At 56.2% G+C, this 20297-nt stretch carries 22 protein-coding genes; 11 read left to right on the top strand and 11 right to left on the bottom strand.

Going from position 1 to position 20297, the window contains the following annotated elements:
- Positions 1 to 451: 451 nt before the first annotated feature.
- From ABNH10_RS15135 to glnG, 6 genes are all read left to right on the top strand, one after another.
- Entirely contained in the window at positions 452 to 1537 is a 1086-nt protein-coding gene (locus ABNH10_RS15135; protein ID WP_349386697.1) for a tRNA (5-methylaminomethyl-2-thiouridylate)-methyltransferase, read from the top strand.
- Between the two features lie 6 nt (positions 1538 to 1543).
- Positions 1544 to 1795, top strand: a complete 252-nt coding sequence (locus ABNH10_RS15130; RefSeq protein ID WP_011589538.1) for a sulfurtransferase TusA family protein — start codon at positions 1544 to 1546, stop codon at positions 1793 to 1795.
- A gap of 227 nt (positions 1796 to 2022) precedes the next feature.
- Positions 2023 to 3429, top strand: coding sequence for a glutamate--ammonia ligase (gene glnA / locus ABNH10_RS15125; protein WP_349386696.1), 1407 nt, complete (start codon positions 2023 to 2025; stop codon positions 3427 to 3429).
- 142 nt (positions 3430 to 3571) lie between these two features.
- On the top strand, positions 3572 to 4336 hold the full coding sequence (locus ABNH10_RS15120) for a DUF4124 domain-containing protein (protein WP_349386695.1): 765 nt from the start codon (positions 3572 to 3574) through the stop codon (positions 4334 to 4336).
- 141 nt (positions 4337 to 4477) lie between these two features.
- Positions 4478 to 5581 (top strand): nitrogen regulation protein NR(II), encoded by a 1104-nt coding sequence (gene glnL, locus ABNH10_RS15115; RefSeq protein ID WP_349386694.1) that lies wholly within the window; start codon positions 4478 to 4480, stop codon positions 5579 to 5581.
- 79 nt (positions 5582 to 5660) lie between these two features.
- Entirely contained in the window at positions 5661 to 7094 is a 1434-nt protein-coding gene (glnG, locus tag ABNH10_RS15110; protein ID WP_349386693.1) for a nitrogen regulation protein NR(I), read from the top strand.
- Positions 7095 to 7185: 91 nt separating this feature from the next.
- On the opposite strand, the gene ABNH10_RS15105 is transcribed toward glnG, so the two are convergent.
- A complete protein-coding gene (locus ABNH10_RS15105) occupies positions 7186 to 7653 on the bottom strand; it encodes a nuclear transport factor 2 family protein (protein WP_349386692.1) in 468 nt (155 codons plus the stop codon).
- On the opposite strand from ABNH10_RS15105, the gene pip reads away from it, so the two are divergent.
- The 5 genes from pip to ABNH10_RS15080 all read left to right on the top strand — a co-directional run bounded on the left by pip (position 7652) and on the right by ABNH10_RS15080 (position 12524).
- On the top strand, positions 7652 to 8572 hold the full coding sequence (pip, locus tag ABNH10_RS15100) for a prolyl aminopeptidase (RefSeq protein ID WP_349386691.1): 921 nt from the start codon (positions 7652 to 7654) through the stop codon (positions 8570 to 8572). The genes ABNH10_RS15105 and pip overlap by 2 nt on opposite strands.
- Positions 8572 to 9009 carry a D-aminoacyl-tRNA deacylase gene (dtd, locus tag ABNH10_RS15095; protein ID WP_349386729.1) on the top strand — a complete coding sequence of 146 codons (438 nt, stop codon included), beginning with the start codon at positions 8572 to 8574 and terminating at the stop codon, positions 9007 to 9009. The genes pip and dtd overlap by 1 nt, the downstream gene beginning before the upstream one ends.
- 174 nt (positions 9010 to 9183) lie before the next feature.
- Positions 9184 to 9666 (top strand): DUF3015 domain-containing protein, encoded by a 483-nt coding sequence (locus ABNH10_RS15090; protein WP_349386690.1) that lies wholly within the window; start codon positions 9184 to 9186, stop codon positions 9664 to 9666.
- A 108-nt stretch (positions 9667 to 9774) separates the two neighbouring features.
- Positions 9775 to 11598 (top strand): Lnb N-terminal periplasmic domain-containing protein, encoded by a 1824-nt coding sequence (locus ABNH10_RS15085; RefSeq protein ID WP_349386689.1) that lies wholly within the window; start codon positions 9775 to 9777, stop codon positions 11596 to 11598.
- Positions 11577 to 12524, top strand: coding sequence for an alpha/beta hydrolase (locus ABNH10_RS15080; protein ID WP_349386688.1), 948 nt, complete (start codon positions 11577 to 11579; stop codon positions 12522 to 12524). The genes ABNH10_RS15085 and ABNH10_RS15080 overlap by 22 nt, the downstream gene beginning before the upstream one ends.
- An 86-nt stretch (positions 12525 to 12610) precedes the next feature.
- Here ABNH10_RS15080 and tatC read toward each other — a convergent pair whose 3' ends face one another.
- The 10 genes from tatC to hslV all read right to left on the bottom strand — a co-directional run bounded on the left by tatC (position 12611) and on the right by hslV (position 20241).
- Complete coding sequence (tatC, locus tag ABNH10_RS15075) at positions 12611 to 13357, bottom strand: twin-arginine translocase subunit TatC (protein ID WP_349386687.1); 747 nt, start codon at positions 13355 to 13357, stop codon at positions 12611 to 12613.
- On the bottom strand, positions 13350 to 13742 hold the full coding sequence (tatB, locus tag ABNH10_RS15070; RefSeq protein ID WP_349386686.1) for a Sec-independent protein translocase protein TatB: 393 nt from the start codon (positions 13740 to 13742) through the stop codon (positions 13350 to 13352). Before tatB ends, tatC begins: the two co-directional genes overlap by 8 nt.
- 60 nt (positions 13743 to 13802) lie before the next feature.
- Entirely contained in the window at positions 13803 to 14036 is a 234-nt protein-coding gene (gene tatA, locus ABNH10_RS15065; RefSeq protein ID WP_349386685.1) for a Sec-independent protein translocase subunit TatA, read from the bottom strand.
- A gap of 40 nt (positions 14037 to 14076) precedes the next feature.
- Positions 14077 to 14412, bottom strand: a complete 336-nt coding sequence (locus tag ABNH10_RS15060; RefSeq protein WP_349386684.1) for a phosphoribosyl-ATP diphosphatase — start codon at positions 14410 to 14412, stop codon at positions 14077 to 14079.
- A 90-nt stretch (positions 14413 to 14502) separates the two neighbouring features.
- Positions 14503 to 16107, bottom strand: a complete 1605-nt coding sequence (locus ABNH10_RS15055; RefSeq protein WP_349386683.1) for an AarF/UbiB family protein — start codon at positions 16105 to 16107, stop codon at positions 14503 to 14505.
- Positions 16107 to 16793, bottom strand: a complete 687-nt coding sequence (locus ABNH10_RS15050; protein ID WP_349386682.1) for a ubiquinone biosynthesis accessory factor UbiJ — start codon at positions 16791 to 16793, stop codon at positions 16107 to 16109. The genes ABNH10_RS15055 and ABNH10_RS15050 overlap by 1 nt, the downstream gene beginning before the upstream one ends.
- Entirely contained in the window at positions 16790 to 17542 is a 753-nt protein-coding gene (ubiE, locus tag ABNH10_RS15045) for a bifunctional demethylmenaquinone methyltransferase/2-methoxy-6-polyprenyl-1,4-benzoquinol methylase UbiE (protein WP_349386681.1), read from the bottom strand. The genes ABNH10_RS15050 and ubiE overlap by 4 nt, the downstream gene beginning before the upstream one ends.
- Position 17543: 1 nt before the next feature.
- Complete coding sequence (locus ABNH10_RS15040) at positions 17544 to 18239, bottom strand: DUF8198 family protein (protein WP_035459486.1); 696 nt, start codon at positions 18237 to 18239, stop codon at positions 17544 to 17546.
- 107 nt (positions 18240 to 18346) lie between these two features.
- The gene (gene hslU, locus ABNH10_RS15035; RefSeq protein WP_349386680.1) at positions 18347 to 19696 is read right to left on the bottom strand and encodes an ATP-dependent protease ATPase subunit HslU; all 1350 of its coding nucleotides are present in this window, start codon (positions 19694 to 19696) and stop codon (positions 18347 to 18349) included.
- Between the two features lie 2 nt (positions 19697 to 19698).
- Positions 19699 to 20241 (bottom strand): ATP-dependent protease subunit HslV, encoded by a 543-nt coding sequence (gene hslV / locus ABNH10_RS15030; RefSeq protein WP_007150844.1) that lies wholly within the window; start codon positions 20239 to 20241, stop codon positions 19699 to 19701.
- Between the last annotated feature and the right edge of the window lie 56 nt (positions 20242 to 20297).

The raw sequence follows: 20297 nt of genomic DNA, 5'->3' as shown, positions 1-20297 counted from the left end.
GCCGCCATGAGTCTTTGTCTGGCCTTCTTTGTGCGGTTGTCGTGGCTGATGCAGCTGCTGATTCAGCGAACCCCCTGCCTCCCCTCCGTTGATCACCCTGCCAGAGCAGCGTGATCAACGGAGCCGGCGTCTCTCTAGGCGCACAGTAAAAGCAATGTTGTGCCCGTATCGCCCAGTTGTCGCCGTGTACCCGGTGCTCCCAAAGCGTTGTTGATGCTGGCGGTTGCGAACACCTATTGCCAGGTGCCCACTTCTCGAACACCGGTGGTCCCCGGACTAACGGCGCAGGCGTCTGGCCATAATGCAAAATAATAAAGGTGGGGGAGGTGTAGCTGTGGGCGGCTCCTTTTGTGCATTAATCCGAATGGCGTCGAGGATGCGCTTCAAGCCCTCCATTGCTATACTGCGCCGCCCAATTTTTGAGCTATCCCACAGCAACGCAGGTTTTTCGATGACAGAGGCAAGCCAACCAATCAAGCGTCGTGCCATTGCACTGGTGTCCGGTGGACTGGACTCCATGCTGGCAGTGAAAGTCATGCAGGACCAGGGCATCGAGGTAGAGGGCGTGAATTTCTACACTGGCTTCTGCGTGGAGGGGCATACCCATGCTATCCGCAAGAAAGACAAAGATAAGGATAAGCGTAATAACGCCTTGTGGGTTGCGGAGCAGCTGGGCATTAAAATGCATATCATTGATATCTCCGAGGAGTACAAGGATGTGGTGCTCAACCCCAAGCATGGCTACGGCGCAAACCTGAATCCCTGTCTCGACTGTAAGATTTTCATGGTTAACCAGGCCACTCTGATGATTAACAAGGCCCGCGAGTTGGCCGGTGATCGGGGCTTTGATTTTATCGTTACCGGTGAAGTGATTGGTCAGCGCCCAAAGAGTCAGCGCAAGGAAACGATGCCGATCATTAGCCAGGAGTCCGGTGCTGATGACCGTCTTTTGCGCCCTCTGTGCGCAAAAAACTTGCCACCTACGCTGCCTGAGCGCGAAGGTTGGGTAAACCGGGAGCAGTTGCACGATTTTTCCGGCCGCAACCGTAAACCGCAAATGGCGCTGGCCGCCAAGTTTGGGTTGGACGATTTTGCTCAGCCTGCCGGTGGCTGTTGTTTTCTCACCGATGAGTCTTATTCCAACAAGCTGGCCGACCTGTGGAAGGCTCGCAATGAGCGCCGATACGAACTGGATGACATCATGCTGCTGAAGGTTGGGCGCCATCTGCGTCCGCAGCCGCATTACAAACTGATTATCAGCCGTGAAGAAGGTGAAAACCGTTTTCTGGAAGGTTATCGTTACCAGTTCACCAGTATTACCACGGTGAGTTGCCCGGGTCCGCTGGCGCTGGTGGACGGTGAGTTCGGTAGCGAGGCAGAGGTGGAGCAGGCGGCGGCCATTGTGGCACGTTACTCCAAGGGGCGTGTTGAAGACGCGGTGACTCTGGAAGTGCGCAGTCCGGACGGTGTAGCACGTGAGATTACCGTGGCGCCGGCGCAAGCGGAAGCGGTGCTGCCAAGCTGGAATGTGGGCTGAACGACGATGACCGATACCCTTCACGAATTGGATGTGCGCCGGCTGTTGTGCCCCATGCCGGTGATCAAAACCCAAAATAAGGTAAGAACCCTGGCCACAGGTGATACCCTGAAAGTGGTTTGTACCGATCCTGGAGCATTAAGCGATATCCCCGCCTGGTGTCGGATTAACGGCCATGAAGTGCTGGAAATGGCTGAACAAGGCAACGAAGTTTTTGTCGTGTTGCGCGTCGGGCAAGATAATGGCGCACTATTTTAGTGCTTTGCGTATGTTTGGTGCACCGTAATTGCGCACCAAAATGAGTCACCTGTCCTGATTGCTTCGAATCAAGTAGAGAATGCGCTAAAAAGGGCTGGCACGGTATTTGCCTCCCTATTGGCAAAGCTGGCCCAGTGGCCGAGAATACCGGTTCTTGTGTTGCGCTTCCTCAGAGCGGCACGACGAGTCAGAGACAAACCCGCTGTTCCTTAGGAGGACGCACGATAATGTCTGTTAAGACCCTCAAACTGATCAAAGAAAACGATGTGAAATGGGTGGACCTGCGCTTCACCGATAGCTCTGGTAAGGAGCAGCACGTCACCCTTCCGATTGGCGAAATCGACGAAGATTTCTTCCAGGACGGCAAAATGTTTGATGGCTCCTCCATCGCTGGTTGGAAGGGCATCAACGAATCGGACATGGTAATGATGCCGGACGATGAGTCCGCCGTGCTGGACCCGTTCACAGACGTTGCTACCCTGAACTTGCGCTGCGACATTCTTGAGCCGACCACCATGCAAGGTTACGAGCGCGACCCGCGTTCCGTTGCCCGTCGTGCTGAAGAATACCTGAAATCTACCGGTATCGCGGATACTGCTCTGTTCGGTCCTGAGCCGGAGTTTTTTGTATTTGATTCCGTGCAGTGGAAGTCCGACATGCAGGGTTCCATGTATAACATCCACTCTGAAGAAGCTGCGTGGGTTTCCCATGAAGACTTTGAGGGCGGCAACATTGGTCACCGCCCTGGTGTGAAAGGTGGTTACTTCCCGGTTCCTCCGGTAGACAGCCTGCACGATCTGCGGGGCGCCATGTGTTCTGCCATGGAGTCCATGGGGCTGAAAATCGAAGTGCATCACCACGAAGTGGGCACGGCTGGGCAGTGTGAGATCGGCGTTGGTGCCAACACCCTGACCGCCAAAGCGGACGAAGTACAGATTCTTAAGTATTGCGTACACAATGTGGCTCACGCTTACGGCAAGACAGCTACTTTCATGCCTAAGCCGCTGATCGGTGATAACGGCTCTGGTATGCACGTGCACGTATCCCTGGGTAAAGACGGCAAAAACCTGTTCGCCGGTGACGGCTATGCTGGTCTGTCTGATGAAGCGCTGTATTTCATTGGCGGTATCATTAAGCATGCCCGTGCTCTGAACGCATTCACCAATGCGTCCACCAACGCTTACAAGCGTCTGGTGCCCGGTTTTGAAGCGCCGGTAATGTTGGCCTACTCTGCCCGTAACCGTTCTGCATCCATCCGCATTCCGTTTGTGAACAGTGCCAAGGCTCGTCGTGTGGAAGCGCGCTTCCCTGATCCGTCTGCCAACCCGTACCTGTGTTTTGCTTCCCTGCTGATGGCTGGCTTGGACGGCATCAAGAACAAGATGCACCCTGGCGATGCCATGGACAAAGATCTTTATGATCTGCCGGCTGAAGAAGCAAAAGGCATTCCTACCGTGGCTCATACTTTGACCATGGCCTTGGATTGCCTGGAAGAAGACATGGACTTCCTGACCGAAGGTGACGTGTTCACCAAGGATATGCTGGAAGGCTACATCGAACTGAAGCGTGCCGAGGTTGAGCGTCTGAACATGACCCCGCATCCGGTTGAGTTTGATATGTACTACTCTTGCTAATGCCTTCGGGTCGCTAGCAGAAAAGGGCCTCCGCTTGTCGGGGGCTTTTTTTTGTTTGGAAAAAGGCTGCTGTTTTGTGCGTTTGCCCCTTTCCTGAGCTGGCGAGTCAGGCCAGAATCAAGGCAGAAATCTGGAGAAGACAATGAAAAAATCGCTGATTGCGTTTGTTGTTTTAGGATCGCTGGCTGGCTTGAGCCAGCCAGCGATGGCTGAAAGCGAAGAGGATGTGGATCGGGTGGAGGCGACTGATGCCACTGCGTCGAAGATTTACCGGACCACCGACGAAAAAGGCAATGTGGTATTTACCGACAAGCCCGAAGAAACTGGCGGCGCCGAAGAAGTGAAATTGAGAAAGATGAACACAGTGCCGATCAAGAAGGTGGAGTTGCCGGAAGCGGTCGCGGAGCCAGAGGATACCAAGCAGAAAAGCCAAACGGTTGATGCGTATACCTCGCTGACCATTACCGCCCCTGAAAGTGGCGCCACGCTGCGCAACCCGACGGACGCAGTGTATATATCGGTGAATTTGCAGCCGAGTTTGCAGCCCGGGGATCGCCTGGTGTTGTTGGATAATGGCGCGGAGCAGCCGGCTTTGCAGTTGGATGCGCCGGAACGCGGCGTGCATAACCTGATCGTGAAAGTGGTCGGTGAGGATGGAGAGACCCGTATTGCTTCCGAGTCGGTGGAGCTTTATATACATCGCAGCACGGTTAGCGATTTCCGCAGCGCCCCAGGTGGCCCTGGCAATGGCGGCGCTGCGCAAGTGGGTGGTGCAGCAGACCGGGGTAGCGCAGCGAATGTGGGGGGTAGTGCATCAACTGGGGGCGCCGCCAATGTGGGTGGTGGTGCAGATCGGGGCAGCGCTGCCCAGCCTGCCAGACCGAATCAGAGCATTCGTAGCAACTAAGGGCGCACCCAAGTGGTGCACCCCATGACCCCTTTCCTTTAAACTCATCAAAATCACGCTTTTGCCCCGGCCTCGAAGGCCAATGGTTAGCACTTTTTCAGGCGAGTGAGCAGATGGCCTGATAATTGCTTATGCCCTGTTATGGGCCAATTTCTGATGAGTGACATTACGTTGCACAAACGACTACTGGATCACCTGCGTACGGCGGTGATCATGCTGGACGACGCCCTGTGTGTGCGCTACCTGAACCCGGCCGCGGAGATGCTGCTGGCGACCAGCGCTAGCCGTGCGGTGGACCAGCCCTTGCCTGATTACTTTTTCGACGATGAAGAAACGCGCCTGGCAATTCAGCAGTGCATTGCTGAAGAGCACCCGTTTACTCAACGTGAAGCGCGGTTGTCGGTGGCGCCGGGCCACGAAATCGTGGTCGATTATTCGGTGAGCCCGATCAATGAACCCGGACAGCCACTGTGTTTGTTGATGGAGATGCAGTCGCTGGATCGTCTGTTGCGGATTGGTCGTGAAGAAGCGTTGATTCATGCCCACCAAGCCACCCGGGCTCTGGTGCGCGGCGTGGCCCATGAAATCAAAAACCCGCTAGGAGGGATTCGTGGTGCGGCCCAGTTATTGGAGCGCGCGCTGCCGAGTCCGGATCTGACCGAATATACCAGAGTGATTATTGATGAAGCCGACCGGTTGCGTTCGGTGGCGGATCGCATGCTTGGCCCGCGCAAACCCCCCGAGTTCCGAGCGGTGAATGTGCACGAATGCCTGGAGCATGTTCGTCAGTTGCTGTTGGCGGAATACCCCAAGGGGGTGGCCATCTGGCGGGATTACGATATCAGTTTGCCGGATGTGATTGCCGATCGGGACCAATTGATTCAGGTGCTGCTCAACCTTATTCGCAATGCCACCCAGGCGTTGCTGGAATCGCAAACCCCCGAGCCTCGTATCACCATGCGTACCCGTGTGTTACGGCAGTTCACCATCGGTGCGCAGCGACATCGCCTGGTGCTGCGCATGGACATTATCGATAACGGCCCGGGTATTACTGAGGAAGTTCAGGAGACGATGTTCTACCCGATGGTCAGTGGCCGCGCCAATGGCACCGGGCTGGGCTTGTCCATTGCGCAATCCATTATTAGCCAGCACCAGGGGTTGCTTGAGTGTGAAAGCGAGCCAGGGCAAACCGTATTCAGCATTTTGCTGCCCATGGAGCAGCTGGATGAAACCAGCACAGCGTAGTTCACGGCTGTGATCAGATTGTTGTCATACACGCCGGCCGCTACTGCGGGGGTGATAGAAATTACAGGAGTAGCAGGTCATGAGTGTCAGTATTTGGGTTGTGGATGATGACCGCTCCATTCGCTGGGTGTTGGAAAAGGCGCTGGGCCAGGAAGGCTATGCGGTGACCTGCTTTGAAGATGCGGATGAGGCGCTCAATACCCTTGAGCAGGGAGGGCAGGAGCCGGAAGTACTCATCAGTGATGTGCGTATGCCGGGCACTGACGGGCTACGGATGCTGAAAATACTGCAGCGCAAGAATCCGGATCTGCCGGTGATTATCATGACCGCTCACTCCGATCTGGATTCCGCTGTGGCCTCTTATCAGGGCGGCGCATTTGAATATTTACCCAAGCCGTTTGATGTGGATGAAGCCGTGGCTCTGGTGCGCCGGGCCATCAAGCATCGGGAAGAATCCCGGGGCGACTTTCCTGAGCCGGTAGAAGAAGCGCCCACCGAAATTATCGGTGAAGCGCCGGCCATGCAGGAAGTCTTTCGTGCCATCGGCCGGCTGAGCCATTCTAATGTGACCGTGTTGATCAATGGGCAGTCCGGTACCGGTAAAGAGCTGGTGGCTCGAGCCCTGCATCGTCACTCCATGCGACGGGAGAAAAATTTCGTCGCGTTGAATATGGCGGCCATTCCCAAGGACCTGATCGAATCTGAGCTGTTCGGCCATGAGAAAGGCGCTTTTACTGGCGCCAACAATCAGCGGGTGGGCCGTTTTGAACAGGCTAACGGAGGTACCCTTTTTCTTGACGAAATCGGGGACATGCCACTGGAGGCTCAAACGCGTTTGTTGCGGGTGCTTCAGGAAAGTGAGTTCTACCGCGTTGGCGGGACCACCCCGATCCACGTGGATGTGCGCATTATCGCCGCCACTCACCAAGATCTGGAAAAGCTGGTGAAAAATGGCGACTTCCGTGAGGATTTATTCCACCGTTTAAACGTTATCCGCATTCATATTCCTCGCATGGCCGAACGTCGCGAGGACATCCCTCGATTGGCCCATTACTTCCTCCAGCGCGCGGGAAGTGAATTAGGGGTAGAGCCAAAAATCCTTCACAAAGACACGGAAAAGTATCTTTCTACTCAGGCCTGGCCAGGCAACGTGCGGCAGTTGGAAAACACCTGCCGTTGGCTAACCGTGATGGCTTCCGGTCGTGAAGTACTAGTGGATGATCTTCCTCCGGAGTTGAAAGAGGCTGGCCCAGCGAGAGGTGCCGATATCAGTGGTGACTGGCTCAAGTCTTTGCGCAATTGGGCTGATCGCGCTTTGTCCCAGGGGGAGCGGAATATTCTTGAGCAGGCGGTGCCCGGTTTTGAGCGCACTATGATTGAGGTGGCCTTGCAGCATACAGGCGGTCGCAAACGTGACGCCGCAGCACTGCTGGGTTGGGGGCGAAATACACTGACCCGTAAGATTAAGGAGCTGGATATGGAAAGCCAGTTTCAGGCCGCAGATGAGGATTAAGGGCAGTTTAACGTTGAAAGAGAAAACCCGTGCCAGGCAGGTGCTTACAGAGCCCCTGCTTGGCCGTGTTCAATTTCTCGGATAACGCGATTTATTCACGTAACCCGTTGGCAGTCAGTGAGTCAATTTCCCAGTCATTTTTCAGCTGCCAATGGCTATCTACTTGGTAGCTGTCGGCATCCTCCGGCAACACATTTTTTCCACCCCAAGCCAACGCGGTAAATTGTACGCGTGCCTGTTTCAGTGTCACCGGGTCCAACGCAATATTGATGCCTGTGAAGGTGATGTTGCGGTTTGGGTAGCGGAAAAAAAGGCCGACCAAGGTGCGGTGAATTTCCTTGCGGTTGAGGGTTTGCCCGCGCCGTTGCACGGCGATATTATCGGTCAGTCGGTCCATGATCGCGCTGGTGTCGCCATCTTCGATACCCTGCTCAATCTCGGCCAGTGCCTCGCTGATGGCCTGCTCCGGCGCAGAGCTGTCACAGGCGGCCAGCAGGCCTTGCAGCAGTATTAACAGCAGGTATGCTGGACCTCTTCTTTTGCTCAGAACTTCCCTCATGGCGTTATTCCCTTATCTGGATACTAACCGGCAGTTTTATCTTCCCGTAGGCGAGGGTCATCAACTGTATGTGGAGGAAAGCGGCAATCCACAGGGCATACCGGTAGTTGTCCTGCATGGTGGTCCCGGGGGCGGCTGTTCTCCTGCGATGCGGCGTTTCTTCGATCCACAAAAGTTCCGCATTATTTTGTTTGACCAGCGTGGCTCGGGTCAAAGTCGACCGTTGGCTTCTATCGAACATAATATCTTGAGCCATTTGTTGGCGGATCTCGAAAAAATTCGCCAAACGTTAGATATTCAGCGCTGGATGGTGTTTGGCGGCTCCTGGGGGGCAACCTTGGCACTGGCGTATCTGGCGGCGTTCCCTCAGTACATTACTGCAATGGTGCTGCGGGGTATTTTTCTCTGTCGAGAGCGGGATTTGGACTGGCTCTACACTAGCAAAGGGGCCGCGCGTTTGTTCCCGGAAGCCTGGCACGCGCTGGAGCAGCAGGCGCCCCCAGGCACTGGCAGTTTGCTCGAGCGTTATTACCAAGGGCTACAAGGGGCTGAGGCGCATCGCTATGCACGTGCATGGTGTAACTGGGAATCGACATTGGCTCTGATGCCCACCCAGTCGCAAGGGCTGGGTAGTGATGACGAGCTGTGCATGGCGAGGCAGGAAACCCACTATTTCCGTGCAGATGGTTTTATTGAACGGCCCTTGCTTGATGCTTGTGCAGGGAGCCAGGTGCCAGTGGAAATCGTGCATGGGCGCCGGGATTTCGTCTGCCCGCCAGAACAGGCTCTGGCATTGCATCAAGTGCTGCCCAATAGTGTACTTAACTGGGTTGAAGGGGGCGGGCACTCTTCCATGGATCCGGGGATAGCGGAGGCCTTGCTGATGAGTGTAGAAAGGTTGCTGCGGGAATTGGTGTGATGAAAGTGTTAATGCAGCGTGTGAGTGAGGCGCATGTAACGGTTGCAGGAGTAACCGTGGGCGGCATTGAACGAGGGCTGCTTTTGTTGGTCGGCATTGAGCGGCACGATGATGAGGCGCTGATAGTCCGGATGGCGCAGCGGGTGGTGAACTATCGTGTTTTCCCTGATGCACAAGGCAGGATGAACCTTGATATTTATCAAGTGGCAGGAGAAATCCTGATGGTGTCGCAGTTTACGTTGGCTGCGGATAACAGTAAGGGGCGCCGCCCCGGTTTTAGTAATGCAGCAACGCCTGAACAGGGATTGTGGGGGTGTCAGCGTTTCGAAGAAGCACTTCGAGAGCTTTCGGTGCCGGTGCAAACTGGTCAGTTTGGTGCAGATATGCAGGTGCATTTAATCAACGACGGCCCAGTGACATTTTTTCTTGAGCTGTGAAGTGGGGTTCAATTGTATTGCAAAGGGTGTCCCCTTGTTTATGATGAACTCAGTTGCCTGAAAAGGGCGACGGGGAGAGCACTGTGATTCGCAGAGGGTGGACCGGTGCCATAGTGTTGAGTAATCAGCACAACCCCCTAGGGATGATTTATAAAAACTTGGAGGAAGCTCAAGATGAAAAAGACACTTATCGCTGCTGCGCTGCTGGGCGCTTCAACTTCTGCTATGGCTGTTGCTCCGGGTGGTCCGGGCTGTGGTTGGGGCAACATGTTGTTTGAAGGCAAATCCGGCATGCCGGTACACTTTCTCGCTACTACTGTGAATGGTACATCGGGTAATGCTACCTTCGGCATGACCTCAGGCACTAACGGTTGTGACACCAATGGCTCTCTGACCTATAGCGGCCAAAGCTTGCTGGGGATGACTGGCGTGATGGAAGAAGTGGCTCAGGACATGGCCACCGGTGAAGGCGAAGCCCTGACCGCGCTGTCTGTTTCCATGGGTATTCAGACTGAAGATCGTGCGCGTTTTAATGCGCTGATGCATGACAATTTTGCAGTCATTTTTCCCACCCAAGACGTGACTGCTGCTGAAGTCATGGCCAGCATCACCAACGTGATGCAACAAGACCAAGGGCTGTCCAAGTACTTGGCATAATCGGTAAAAAAGACCGAGACAGAACCCCGCTTTTGGCGGGGTTTCGTTTTTTTGATCCTTCTTTTCTGACATTATTGTCAGCTTGCTAATTCAGACGGATGAATCCGGATGCGCACTGGCCTTCTCTGTGTGCTGCTTTGCTGGTTTGTGCCGGCGTTTGCTGCAACCCCTTCATTTCCCGAACTGGCAGATACTCCCCGCTGGCAGGCGTTATTGCATATCAATCCTGGTGCTACCCTGCGTGACAAGCACCAGAGTTACGTGGATGACGACAGCTTTTTTTTGGCTGATTCAGGGAAGATAGATCCACTAGCGGAGCTGGAAGCGACTGAGCAGGCTCTTCGCCCAGCCGGGGCACCGGAGCGATGCCGTTTCCCAGCGCGTTATCGTTTCTTATCCGAAAAATTGGGTTGGCAGAATGAGTCGCCGTTTTCACACTGCGATGATTACAATGAATGGCGAGATGCGATTCATGCTAACCGTGCGGTGCTGGTTTTTCCTGCCGCTTATTTGAATAGCCCTTCATCCATGTTTGGGCATACCTTGCTGCGACTGGATCAGGGCGAAGACAGTGCCGTCTGGTTGTCATGGGCAGTCAATTTCGGGGCGGTTTCATCTGACGCCGATAACTCTTTTTTCTATATTTATCGCGGCTTGGCGGGCGGTTATCCGGGCCGCTTTGCGCTGGTGCCCTATGTGCAGAAGATTCAGGAATATTCGCACATGGAAAACCGGGATATGTGGGAATACACCCTGGATCTGGATCAGTCTGAAATAGACTGGCTGATTGATCATCTCTGGGAACTCAAAGATATCAATTTTGATTACTACTTTTTTGATGAGAACTGCTCATTTCGTCTGCTTGAGCTGGTGGAAGTAGCACGCCCGGGGTCCGGGTTGTTAAGTGAGTTGCGGTTTGCCGAAGTGCCTGTCAACACAGTGCGAGCGCTGGATGAGCGGGAGATCATTAGTCGCCGGTATTATCGGCCTTCCAAGTCCGTTGAGCTGGATAATTTGCGTCAGCAGCTCGATGGTTCCCAGCAAAAACTGGCAAGAGCGCTGGCCGACGATCCCGGCCTGGCCAAGTCGTCAGCTTTTATGGCTGAACCTGCAGAAACCCAAGCGATTATGGCGGCGGTGGCCTATCGCTACATCAGGCTTACCCATCGCAAGGAGGAGCGAACTCCAGCGGTGGCGAAACGCTCGTTGAGGCTGCTGACTCTGATCAATAGTCTGCCGGCAGCACCGGTACCCGAAACCGAAAACCCCGAACCCCCGGAAAAGGGGCATGGCACCCAGATGCTGGGTGTCAGTGGTGGTCAGCGCGAAGGCGAGCTGGATTTTGGTGAGCTGACGTACCGGCTGACTTACCATGACTTGCTTGATAACCAGTATGGTTTCCTGCGTGGCGCACAGATCGAAGGGTTGGATATGACTCTGCGCAGCACCGAGTCTGGCCAGGTCAGGCTGGAAGAGCTGGATGTGGTCAGTATTCGCTCTCTGGCCCCACGCAATCGCTTCATCAAGCCCTTGAGCTGGTATGTAGAAGGGGGCTTGGAGCGGGCTTGGGCAGGGCGCCGTCGGCTGGCGCGTTATATGCAGGGCGGTGCTGGCGCAAGCTGGCTGTGGGATAACTGGCAACCGTACCTGTTAACCAGTGTGCGAATGGAGAATAATAGCGAGTTCGGCACCTTCCTGACCCCGGGGGCCGGTCTAGACACGGGTATTCTTTATCAGCGTGGTGACTGGCAGTGGCGGTTAGGCAGTGTGGGGCACTATTTCACCAACGATGAATATCGATCCTCCTCTCAGTTTGCTGTGCAGTGGTCAATGACTCGCCAGCACGGCTTGCGCGCTTCGGTGGAGCGCGAGAATCGAAGAGGCGGGTACGATGATGAGTTCAAACTCCAATGGCGATGGTATTACGATTAAGCGCAGCGCTGCTGCTGAGCCTGTTGCTGGCAGGGTGCAGCAAGCTGTTTTTCTACCCCATGTCTGCGTGGGTGCAGAACCCGGAAAATCAGGGGCTGGAGTACGAGGATATTGTGCTGATACACCCGCGCGGTATGCGTATTCATGGCTGGTGGTTGCCGGCGGCCAATGATGCCCCGGCCCGTGGTACGGTTTATTTTCTGCACGGTAATGCCCAGAATATCAGTACTCACCTGGCCAACGTGCAGTGGCTGCCGGCGCGGGGCTATAACGTATTTTTGCTGGATTACCGGGGTTATGGGTTGTCGGAAGGCAAGCCGCGTTTACCGGAAGCGTTTGCTGATGTGCAGTTGGGCCTGGACTGGTTGCGCCATGCCAAGCGCACCGAGGGCGTGCCGTTGGTTGTGTTCGGGCAGAGTCTGGGCGCTTCAATGGCCGCCAGCGTTTTGGGTAAAGAAAGCAATGCTGGCGCGGCGAACTGTGTGATTCTGGAAGCCCCGTTCGCCAGCTACCGGGATATTACCAGCGATGTAATGAAGCGTAGCTGGCTGCTGTGGCCATTACGTTGGATGGTGATACCGGCAATGCCAGATCGCGAACTGGACCCGGAAATACGAGTGGCCGGCATTGGCCCAACGCCTTTGTTGGTGATGCATAGCACGGACGACCCAGTGATTCCCTATGCTCACGGTGAGCGGCTTTATGCGGCCGCACAGCAACCCAAAACCTTCCAAAAACTGCGTGGAGGCCATACCGAAAGCCCTCGTGACCCAGCGGTGCAGCAGCGTCTGGTGGATTTCATGCAGGATAATGATTGTGCCGCGAAGGTGGCGCAAGTCGAACCGCCGGTGGCGCCATCAGACGATGAATCTCTCCCCGCATCCCCTGTGCCTATTCCTGTTCCCGATAAGGGCTACCGATTCTAGTTTTGTGTTTGAACCGGTGGGTGGGGGCGTTGGTCGGTAACCAAAGCCTTGATGGCCAGCCGCCAGCAGGCTCTGTGTGGGGTACTTTACATTGGCGGGGGCTGTGTTTGTTTCTTAACCATTCGGGCTGCGAGCAGGCCCATCTCGAAAAGAAACCACATGGGAATCGCCAGCAGTGTCTGGCTGATAATATCCGGTGGTGTCAGCAGCATGCCGATAACGAAACACCCCACCACCACATAGGCGCGAGCCTTGCTTAGTTTTTCCACCGTGGTGGCGCCGGTACTCACCAGCAGTACGATGGCGATGGGTAGCTCGAAAGCCAGCCCGAATGCCAGAAATAACGCCAGCACAAAATCCAGATAGCTACTGATGTCTGTAGTCACAGCTACGCCTTCCGGAGCAATGGCAGTGAAGAACTGGAACATCAATGGGAATACCACGAAATAGGCGAATGCCGCGCCACCGTAGAACAGCAGCACGCTGCTGGTTAACAAGGGGATCGCCAATTTCTTTTCATGCTTGTATAGGCCCGGTGCCACGAAAGCCCATACCTGATGCAATATGAACGGCATGGCGGCAAACACGCTCAGGTACAGGGTTAGCTTGAATGGGGCCAGAAAAGGCGAGGCCACGCCGGTGGCGATCATATTGGTGCCGGATGGCATGGCATCCATCAGTGGTTTCGCCACCAGGGTGTACAGTTCGCGAGAAAACGTGAACAGGCAGAGGAAGACGATAAAAATAACCACCACGGCCTTGAGTAGACGGTTGCGCAGCTCCAACAGATGGGCAATCAGCGGCTGGCCGGCGTCGTTGCTGGCATCATTCATGGCCGCGGGAATCCTGGTCGTGGTTGTTTTTATCGGCGCCATCTTTTTCGTTGGGGCTTTCGTCGTTATTCAGTGCGGCCGGTGCCGGCTTGCCGCGAGGGGTTCGTGAGCGAGCGATTTGGTCGGGGCTCAGTAAATTGTTTTTGGCGTCACGAATACTGTCTTCATCCAACCCCATCTGGCGCATCTGCTTTTCCATGCGCTCTTGCATATCTTGGGTGACGGCTTCACGTTCCAACTCGCTCTTCAGATGATTGAACGTGGAGCGGGCACGACCGATCCAGTGGCCGAGTGTGCGGGCGACGGTGGGGAGTCGCTCCGGCCCCAGTACCAGCAGGGCGATAATGAAAATCAGGGTGAGTTCGGTAAAGCCGATATCGAACATCGCAACCTCGGTTTGGAAGGATCTTGCCTAGAATATGTCGCCGCAAATGGGCGGCAGCTATCAGGCCTTGTCCTGTTCGGCTTTTTGTTCGGCGTCTTGCTTATTCTGGGGCTGATCGTCGTCAGCCAAGCGTTTATGGTCCTGCTCGTCTTCGCCATCTTTCATGGCGCTTTTGAAGCCTTTCACCGCGCCGCCCAAATCGCCGCCAATGTTGCGTAGTTTTTTCGTGCCAAATAACAGGACCACGATGGCCAGGAGAATCAATAGCTGCCAAATGCTGATACCGGAAAACATGGAATTTCTCTCCGAAAAATTAAGGGCCGCGTTAGCTACGTTAGTGCTTGCCGCTGCGTGCGGCTTTTTCATCATGGCCGGACAGACCAAAGCGACGTTGTAATTCTGCCAGGACTTTGTCCGGGTGCTCCCCCAGTTTGGCCAACATCACCAACGAGTGGAACCATAAATCGGCGGTTTCGCTGATCAGTGCCTGATGCTCGCCACTGACTTCAGCATCCCGGGCCGCAAGAATGGTTTCTACCGCTTCTTCGCCGACTTTTTCCAGGATCTTGTTGAGGCCCTTGGCATACAGGCTGGCCACATAGGAGCTGTCCGGATCGGCGCCCTTGCGCGACTCCAGAACCTGATGCAGCTCACTGAGTATCTCTGACATAGTGTATTCCTTATTGCCCGGCCCCGCAGGGGGATGAGTTTATCAGGGTGCGTAAAGGGGCCATAGGCTCTTTTTTCTGATGTGTTGTTGCTAGCGGCGCCAGCTCCAGCTGCCCAGAATGGCCGCAGCCCCGCCCAAGGCCCAGCTGTAGGGGTTGGCCAGCCATAGGGCCGCGCCGGCACAGCCCAGCGCGACGAGGCCGGCAAACAGCTTGTGACGGTGACGCACTAGCTGCTGTTCGAAACGGGCTTCCTGGCGATCTTGCTGGTAGGGCAGGTCTCGCAGGCTTTCCAGCCCGTCGCGCAGCAGGTCGGGCATGTCTGGAAGTTGAGCGGACCATTCCGGTAGGCGGTTTTGTAGTTTCTTCAGGGTGGCGCTGGGGCCGTACTCGGCCAGCATCCAGGCTTCCAGCAGTGGGCGCCCGGTGCTCCAGATATCCAGCTGCGGGTAAATGCTGCGCCCCAGCCCTTCGATGTGCACCAAGGTTTTCATCAGAAGAATGTACTGCACCGGCATTTCGATATGGTAGGTGCGCGCCATATCAAACAGCTTCATTACCAGGGGCGCAAATTCCAGCTGATCGAGCCGGGCAGAGCGAACCGGCCCGACGATGTCGATTACTGCCCGCTCGAACCGGGAACGGTCGATGGGCGCGGTATTCCAACCGGCGCGAATTACCGCATCGACTAGGGCGCTGTAGTCTTCGCGCATTACCGCCAACACCATGCGCCCGAGGATGTTCAAATCGTCTTTGGACAAGCGCCCAGCGATGGCAGCGTCTATTGCCATGTACTGGGGCGACTCAGGATGCTCCGGGTTGACGAAAATATTTCCCGGGTGCATATCCGCGTGGAAGAAATTGAAGCGGAATACCTGGGCGAAGAAAATCTCCACGCCCCGTTCGGCCAGCACTTTCGGGTCAATACCGGCGGCCTTGATGCGCTCGATATCATTCACCGGAATACCATGGATACGATCCATGATGATTACGGTCGGGCTGGACAGTTCCAGATGTATGGCCGGAATGTGCAGCAGTGGGCTGAACAGGAAATGTCGGCGCATGGTTTCGCTGTTGCGCGCTTCGGCGGCCAGATCTAGTTCGCCAAGGAGGATCTCTCGGTAGTCCTGGACCACCCGAGCCGGACGGAAATAACGAGCATCACGCCATAGGCGTTCCAGCCAGCGGGCACCGAATGCCATGACTTTCAGATCCCTTTCCACCACCGGGCGGATCGTAGGACGCAGCACCTTGGCAACCACTTGCTGGCCGTTGTGCAGGGTGGCAGCGTGTACCTGTGCGACCGAGGCTGCGGCTATAGGCGTACTATCAAAATCACGGAATACCTCATCCAGCGGTTGGGGCAGGCTGGCTTCCACCAGGGCCCTGGCCTGCTCGCCGTCGAATGGGGCAACCTGATCTTGCAGGCGGGCAAGGGCGTCGATCCACTCCGATGGCAGCATGTCTTGCCGGGTGGCCAATAGCTGGCCGAATTTGATGAAGACCGGCCCCAGCCGTTCCAGTGCTTTTTGCAGACGCTCCCCTTCGCTCAGCTGGCCGGTGCCGAGCCAGCTAGCAGGCACCAGGTATTGGAGGATAAGCAGTAGCCCCTTGGTGGGGTGTGTGGGAAGCAAGGATATTAGCCGGTAGCGGCAGATCACATGGATCACCACCAGCATGCGGGTAATCGGCGGCATCAGTGTGGTGAGCTCCCGGAATCCTGTGGCGAGGAGGGTGATGGGGAAGTCGAGCGGCTTCTTAACCGTTGAATGCGAGCGTCCAGGCGGTCCACATCCATACGCAGTTCATCCACGTCTTGGCCGAATTCGTAAACGTCACGGCGATGGGGAATAAGACCGGATTCGTTGCCGACATAATCGCCTAGCTGCTCGGTCAGACGGGAGGCCGCTTGTTTGGCCCAGCCGAACAGGCGCCGAGCACTGTAATCCAATTGCTGTGCCAATTCTGATCCGGTAATCGGCTCCAGGATGGCCCCCCAATCGATCTGCAGATCGTTGGCAATCTGCTGCAGCTCCTGCAGGAAATCACGGTTGCCACTGATATCCACTGGGCCGCCGATCATGCCGGGGCGGGTTTTCCAGTTGAGCAGCAGCGAGGCCAGGTCCATGGGGCTGCCTTTCACCGCCACATCCGGGGTGGCATCACTGCGGTGGTAGAGCTCCACGCCGTCTTCCACGATTAACCCGTAGATGGCCACGGGGGGCAGTGTGGCCTCAATGGCAATAAGCCGGCCGGCGTGTATGGCCAGGCGCTCTGCGCTGGCGGGGTCAGATCGCAGGGCCGTGTTGATGGCTCGCTCCACGGTGGCCAGGGCGGTGGTAGAGAGCAGCCCGGGAGAGCGTGACTGGTCTTTCAGGTTCAAAATTTGAATCCTCTGTGCAGGGCCACGATGCCGCCAATCATGTTGAAGTATTCGGTGCGGGCAAAGCCGGCGTTGTCCATCATGCCCTGTAGGGTATCTTGGTCTGGGTGCATGCGAATGGATTCGGCCAGGTACTGGTAGCTGTCGGGGTCGTTGACGATGAGCTTGCCCAGTTTGGGCCAGACAGCAAAGGAATAGGCGTCGTAGACTTTGGCCAGGTGCTTATTGGTGGGGGTGGAAAACTCCAGCACCAGCAGGCGCCCGCCGGGTTTCAGGACCCGCAACATGGAACGCAGGGCGGCGTCTTTATCGGTGATGTTGCGCAGGCCGAAGGCAATGGTGATGCAGTGGAAACTGTTGTCTTCGAACGGCAGGCACTCGCCGTTAACCTGAGTGACTTGAGTGTTGTGGCTGCAGCCAGCATCGAACAGGCGGTCGCGGCCCACGTCTAGCATCGCGTCGTTGATATCAGCCAGCACCACTTGGCCGGTTTCGCCAACCAGCCGGGAAAATTTGATCGCTAGATCGCCGGTACCGCCAGCAAGGTCGAGCACTTTGTGGCCCGGACGAATGCCCGCGAGCTCAATGGTCATGCGCTTGAGAATGCGGTGGCTACCCATGGAGATCAGGTCATTCATGACATCGTATTTGCCCGCCACCGAGCGAAATACGCCTGCCACTTTCTGTTGCTTTTCCTGCCATGGCACTTGTTGGTAGCCGAAGTGTGTGACCTTGTTATCGTCGGACATATCAATTCTCGAAAGGCGATGGGTGACAGGCGAAAACCTTTCCCATAATGGCTTCTTCCCGGGCGGCCAGCTGTTCAAGCAGCAGCCCAACACTGGGGACGGGTTTCATCACTCGGAAACTGCGATCCATGAAATCATACAGGTTCGCAAAGCCTGCCGCATGGGCCGGTTTGCGGACCATTCTGAAGGTGGCGTGGAGCATCCGCGAGCGGATATAGCGATCCAGCCGATGACCCAGTTCGGCTACCAGTTGTAGCTGCCGCTGACGGTCGTCATGGTGGGTCGGCTGGCGGAATCCAGCCAGGTAGATGGTTTCATCAATGGGCTGGTCGAGTTGGTCGCCGAGGATGTCGGTGACCGCCTCGTCAAGTTCCTGGGTGAGAATGGCGGCTTCCAATGCCGCGGCGGAGGTGGCCATGACCTTGTCGGGCAGTAGTTTCATCGCCTTGGGCAAGGCCCTGTGGACTTCCCGCGCCACCGGCAGTAGTTCGCGGCCACCGTAGACGTCTTCTAAAAGGAAACGGACTCCCTCGGCGGTTACCGGGTCATCGAGAAGGTGGGCATGGGTGCGCGTGAGGCGCTCTGCCTGCCAATTCTGCAGGCGCCGCAGTCGGGTTAGAAACAGGGCATCGTCGCCATGCTGGCGCAGGGCAAAAAAACGGTCGAGATAGTGTTGTAGTTGTTGGCCGGCGGTCATGGTTTTCCCTCCGGCACGGATAATAGCAAAGTGAGACGCCGGCAGGCACCACGCATCACACTGGCACGCTAAAAAGGGTGCGACATGATGCGTGGTGCCTGCTGCGGTTACAGAATATACCGGCTCAGATCTTCGTCATCGGCCAGCTCTCCCAGGTAACGGTCGACAGCCTCCGCGTCCAGTACCAGCGGCTTGTCGTGATACTGGGTGGCGAGAGAGTCGGCGTCAAAGCTGATTTCTTCCAGCAGCTTTTCCAGCACCGTGTGGAGGCGGCGCGCGCCGATGTTCTCGGTGCGTTCGTTGACCTGCCAAGCCACTTCCGCAATGCGGCGAATGCAATCGTCGGTGATCTCCAGATTCAGCCCCTCGGTTTCCAGTAGCGCCTTGTACTGTTCGGTGAGTGAGCATTTTGGCTCGGTGAGGATGCGCTGGAAATCGTCCGGGCTCAGCGGGCTTAGCTCTACGCGGATGGGCAAGCGGCCTTGCAGCTCGGGGATCAGGTCGCTGGGGCGAGACAGGTGGAAGGCACCGGAGGCGATAAACAGAATGTGATCTGTTTTCACCATGCCGTATTTTGTGGATACGGTGGAGCCTTCGATCAAGGGTAACAGGTCGCGCTGTACCCCTTCGCGCGATACGTCGGTACCGCCGCCTTCGCCGCGCTTGGCCACCTTGTCGATTTCATCGATGAAGACGATGCCACTGTTTTCTACTACGTTGATGGCCTGCACTTTCAGTTCGTCTTCGTTGACGAAACGGGCGGCCTCTTCATCGCGAATCAGCCGATAAGCTTCGCGAACCTTGAGTTTCTGGCTCTTACGCTGCTGGTTGTTGCCCATTTTGGAAAACATCTGCTGCAGCTGGCTGGTCATTTCTTCCATGCCCGGGGGCGCCATGATATCGATGCCGGCCGGGTTGCTGGCCACGTCCACGTCGATTTCCTTGTCGTCCAGCTCCCCTTCGCGAAGCTTCTTGCGGAAGATCTGGCGTGTACTGTTGTCGATGTTGGCGTTGGGGCTGTGACTGCCGTCGTCGTTGCGAGCCGGAGGCAGCAGAGCGTCGAGGATGCGCTCTTCCGCGGCGTCATCAGCCTGGCTGCCGACACGGGCAATTTCCTTGTCGCGCAACAGTTTGATAGCCATTTCCATCAGGTCACGGATGATGGACTCCACATCCCGGCCTACGTAGCCCACCTCAGTGAACTTGGTGGCTTCTACCTTGATGAAGGGGGCATCCGCCAGTTTGGCCAAGCGGCGGGCGATTTCGGTTTTACCTACCCCGGTGGGGCCGATCATCAGAATGTTCTTGGGCGCCACTTCGGCACGCATTTCTTCAGGAAGTTGCATGCGACGCCAACGGGTGCGCAGCGCCAGAGCCACGGCTCTCTTGGCCGCGTCCTGACCGACGATGTGGCGATTGAGTTCGGAAACAATGTCTTTGGGTGTCAGGGAAGCCATGATTAACCGTCCAGCTCTTCGAAGGTGTGGTTGTGATTGGTGTAAATACAGATATCGCCGGCAATGGTGAGCGCCTTGGCGACGATGTCTCGGGCTGGCAGGTCGGTATTATCCAGCAGGGCAGTCGCGGCGGACTGGGCGAAGGGGCCACCCGAGCCGATGGCGATCAGGCCATCTTTTTCCGGCTCAATCACGTCGCCGTTACCGGTAATGATTAGCGAGCTTTCCTTGTCGGCTACTGCCAGCAGGGCTTCCAGCCGGCGTAGAGCTCGGTCGGTACGCCAGTCTTTGGCCAGCTCCACGGCGGCGCGGACCAAATGCCCCTGGTGCTTTTCCAGTTGGGCTTCGAAACGTTCGAACAGAGTAAAGGCGTCGGCGGTGCCACCGGCGAACCCGGCAATGACTTTGCCATGAAAAAGCCGACGAACCTTGCGGGCGTTGCCCTTCATGACAGTGTTGCCCAAGCTAACCTGGCCATCACCACCGATGACGACGTTGTTGCCTCGGCGAACAGAAACAATGGTTGTACCGCGATACTGCTCCACGGGAATTCTCCTTTTTACGCGTAGGAAAGGAAGTATGGGCGCCACGGGGGGATTTC

It is taken from the genome of Alcanivorax sp., assembly GCF_040119285.1.
Classification (GTDB): domain Bacteria; phylum Pseudomonadota; class Gammaproteobacteria; order Pseudomonadales; family Alcanivoracaceae; genus Alcanivorax.
This window is presented reverse-complemented; position numbering and strand designations above follow the sequence as displayed.

What these genes read in the sequence shown, in the direction of transcription:
- ABNH10_RS15090 (WP_349386690.1), top strand. Translation starts at nt 9,184, where the DNA reads ATGAAAAAGACACTTATCGCTGCTGCGCTGCTGGGCGCTTCAACTTCT.
- ABNH10_RS15060 (WP_349386684.1), bottom strand. Translation starts at nt 14,412, where the DNA reads ATGTCAGAGATACTCAGTGAGCTGCATCAGGTTCTGGAGTCGCGCAAG.
- ABNH10_RS15105 (WP_349386692.1), bottom strand. Translation starts at nt 7,653, where the DNA reads ATGAGGGAAGTTCTGAGCAAAAGAAGAGGTCCAGCATACCTGCTGTTA.
- tatC (WP_349386687.1), bottom strand. Translation starts at nt 13,357, where the DNA reads ATGAATGATGCCAGCAACGACGCCGGCCAGCCGCTGATTGCCCATCTG.
- glnA (WP_349386696.1), top strand. Translation starts at nt 2,023, where the DNA reads ATGTCTGTTAAGACCCTCAAACTGATCAAAGAAAACGATGTGAAATGG.
- pip (WP_349386691.1), top strand. Translation starts at nt 7,652, where the DNA reads ATGGCGTTATTCCCTTATCTGGATACTAACCGGCAGTTTTATCTTCCC.
- dtd (WP_349386729.1), top strand. Translation starts at nt 8,572, where the DNA reads ATGAAAGTGTTAATGCAGCGTGTGAGTGAGGCGCATGTAACGGTTGCA.
- ABNH10_RS15085 (WP_349386689.1), top strand. Translation starts at nt 9,775, where the DNA reads ATGCGCACTGGCCTTCTCTGTGTGCTGCTTTGCTGGTTTGTGCCGGCG.
- tatB (WP_349386686.1), bottom strand. Translation starts at nt 13,742, where the DNA reads ATGTTCGATATCGGCTTTACCGAACTCACCCTGATTTTCATTATCGCC.
- ubiE (WP_349386681.1), bottom strand. Translation starts at nt 17,542, where the DNA reads ATGTCCGACGATAACAAGGTCACACACTTCGGCTACCAACAAGTGCCA.
- hslU (WP_349386680.1), bottom strand. Translation starts at nt 19,696, where the DNA reads ATGGCTTCCCTGACACCCAAAGACATTGTTTCCGAACTCAATCGCCAC.
- ABNH10_RS15120 (WP_349386695.1), top strand. Translation starts at nt 3,572, where the DNA reads ATGAAAAAATCGCTGATTGCGTTTGTTGTTTTAGGATCGCTGGCTGGC.
- glnL (WP_349386694.1), top strand. Translation starts at nt 4,478, where the DNA reads ATGGGCCAATTTCTGATGAGTGACATTACGTTGCACAAACGACTACTG.
- ABNH10_RS15135 (WP_349386697.1), top strand. Translation starts at nt 452, where the DNA reads ATGACAGAGGCAAGCCAACCAATCAAGCGTCGTGCCATTGCACTGGTG.
- tatA (WP_349386685.1), bottom strand. Translation starts at nt 14,036, where the DNA reads ATGTTTTCCGGTATCAGCATTTGGCAGCTATTGATTCTCCTGGCCATC.
- ABNH10_RS15040 (WP_035459486.1), bottom strand. Translation starts at nt 18,239, where the DNA reads ATGACCGCCGGCCAACAACTACAACACTATCTCGACCGTTTTTTTGCC.
- ABNH10_RS15080 (WP_349386688.1), top strand. Translation starts at nt 11,577, where the DNA reads ATGGCGATGGTATTACGATTAAGCGCAGCGCTGCTGCTGAGCCTGTTG.
- ABNH10_RS15130 (WP_011589538.1), top strand. Translation starts at nt 1,544, where the DNA reads ATGACCGATACCCTTCACGAATTGGATGTGCGCCGGCTGTTGTGCCCC.
- ABNH10_RS15055 (WP_349386683.1), bottom strand. Translation starts at nt 16,107, where the DNA reads ATGCCGCCGATTACCCGCATGCTGGTGGTGATCCATGTGATCTGCCGC.
- glnG (WP_349386693.1), top strand. Translation starts at nt 5,661, where the DNA reads ATGAGTGTCAGTATTTGGGTTGTGGATGATGACCGCTCCATTCGCTGG.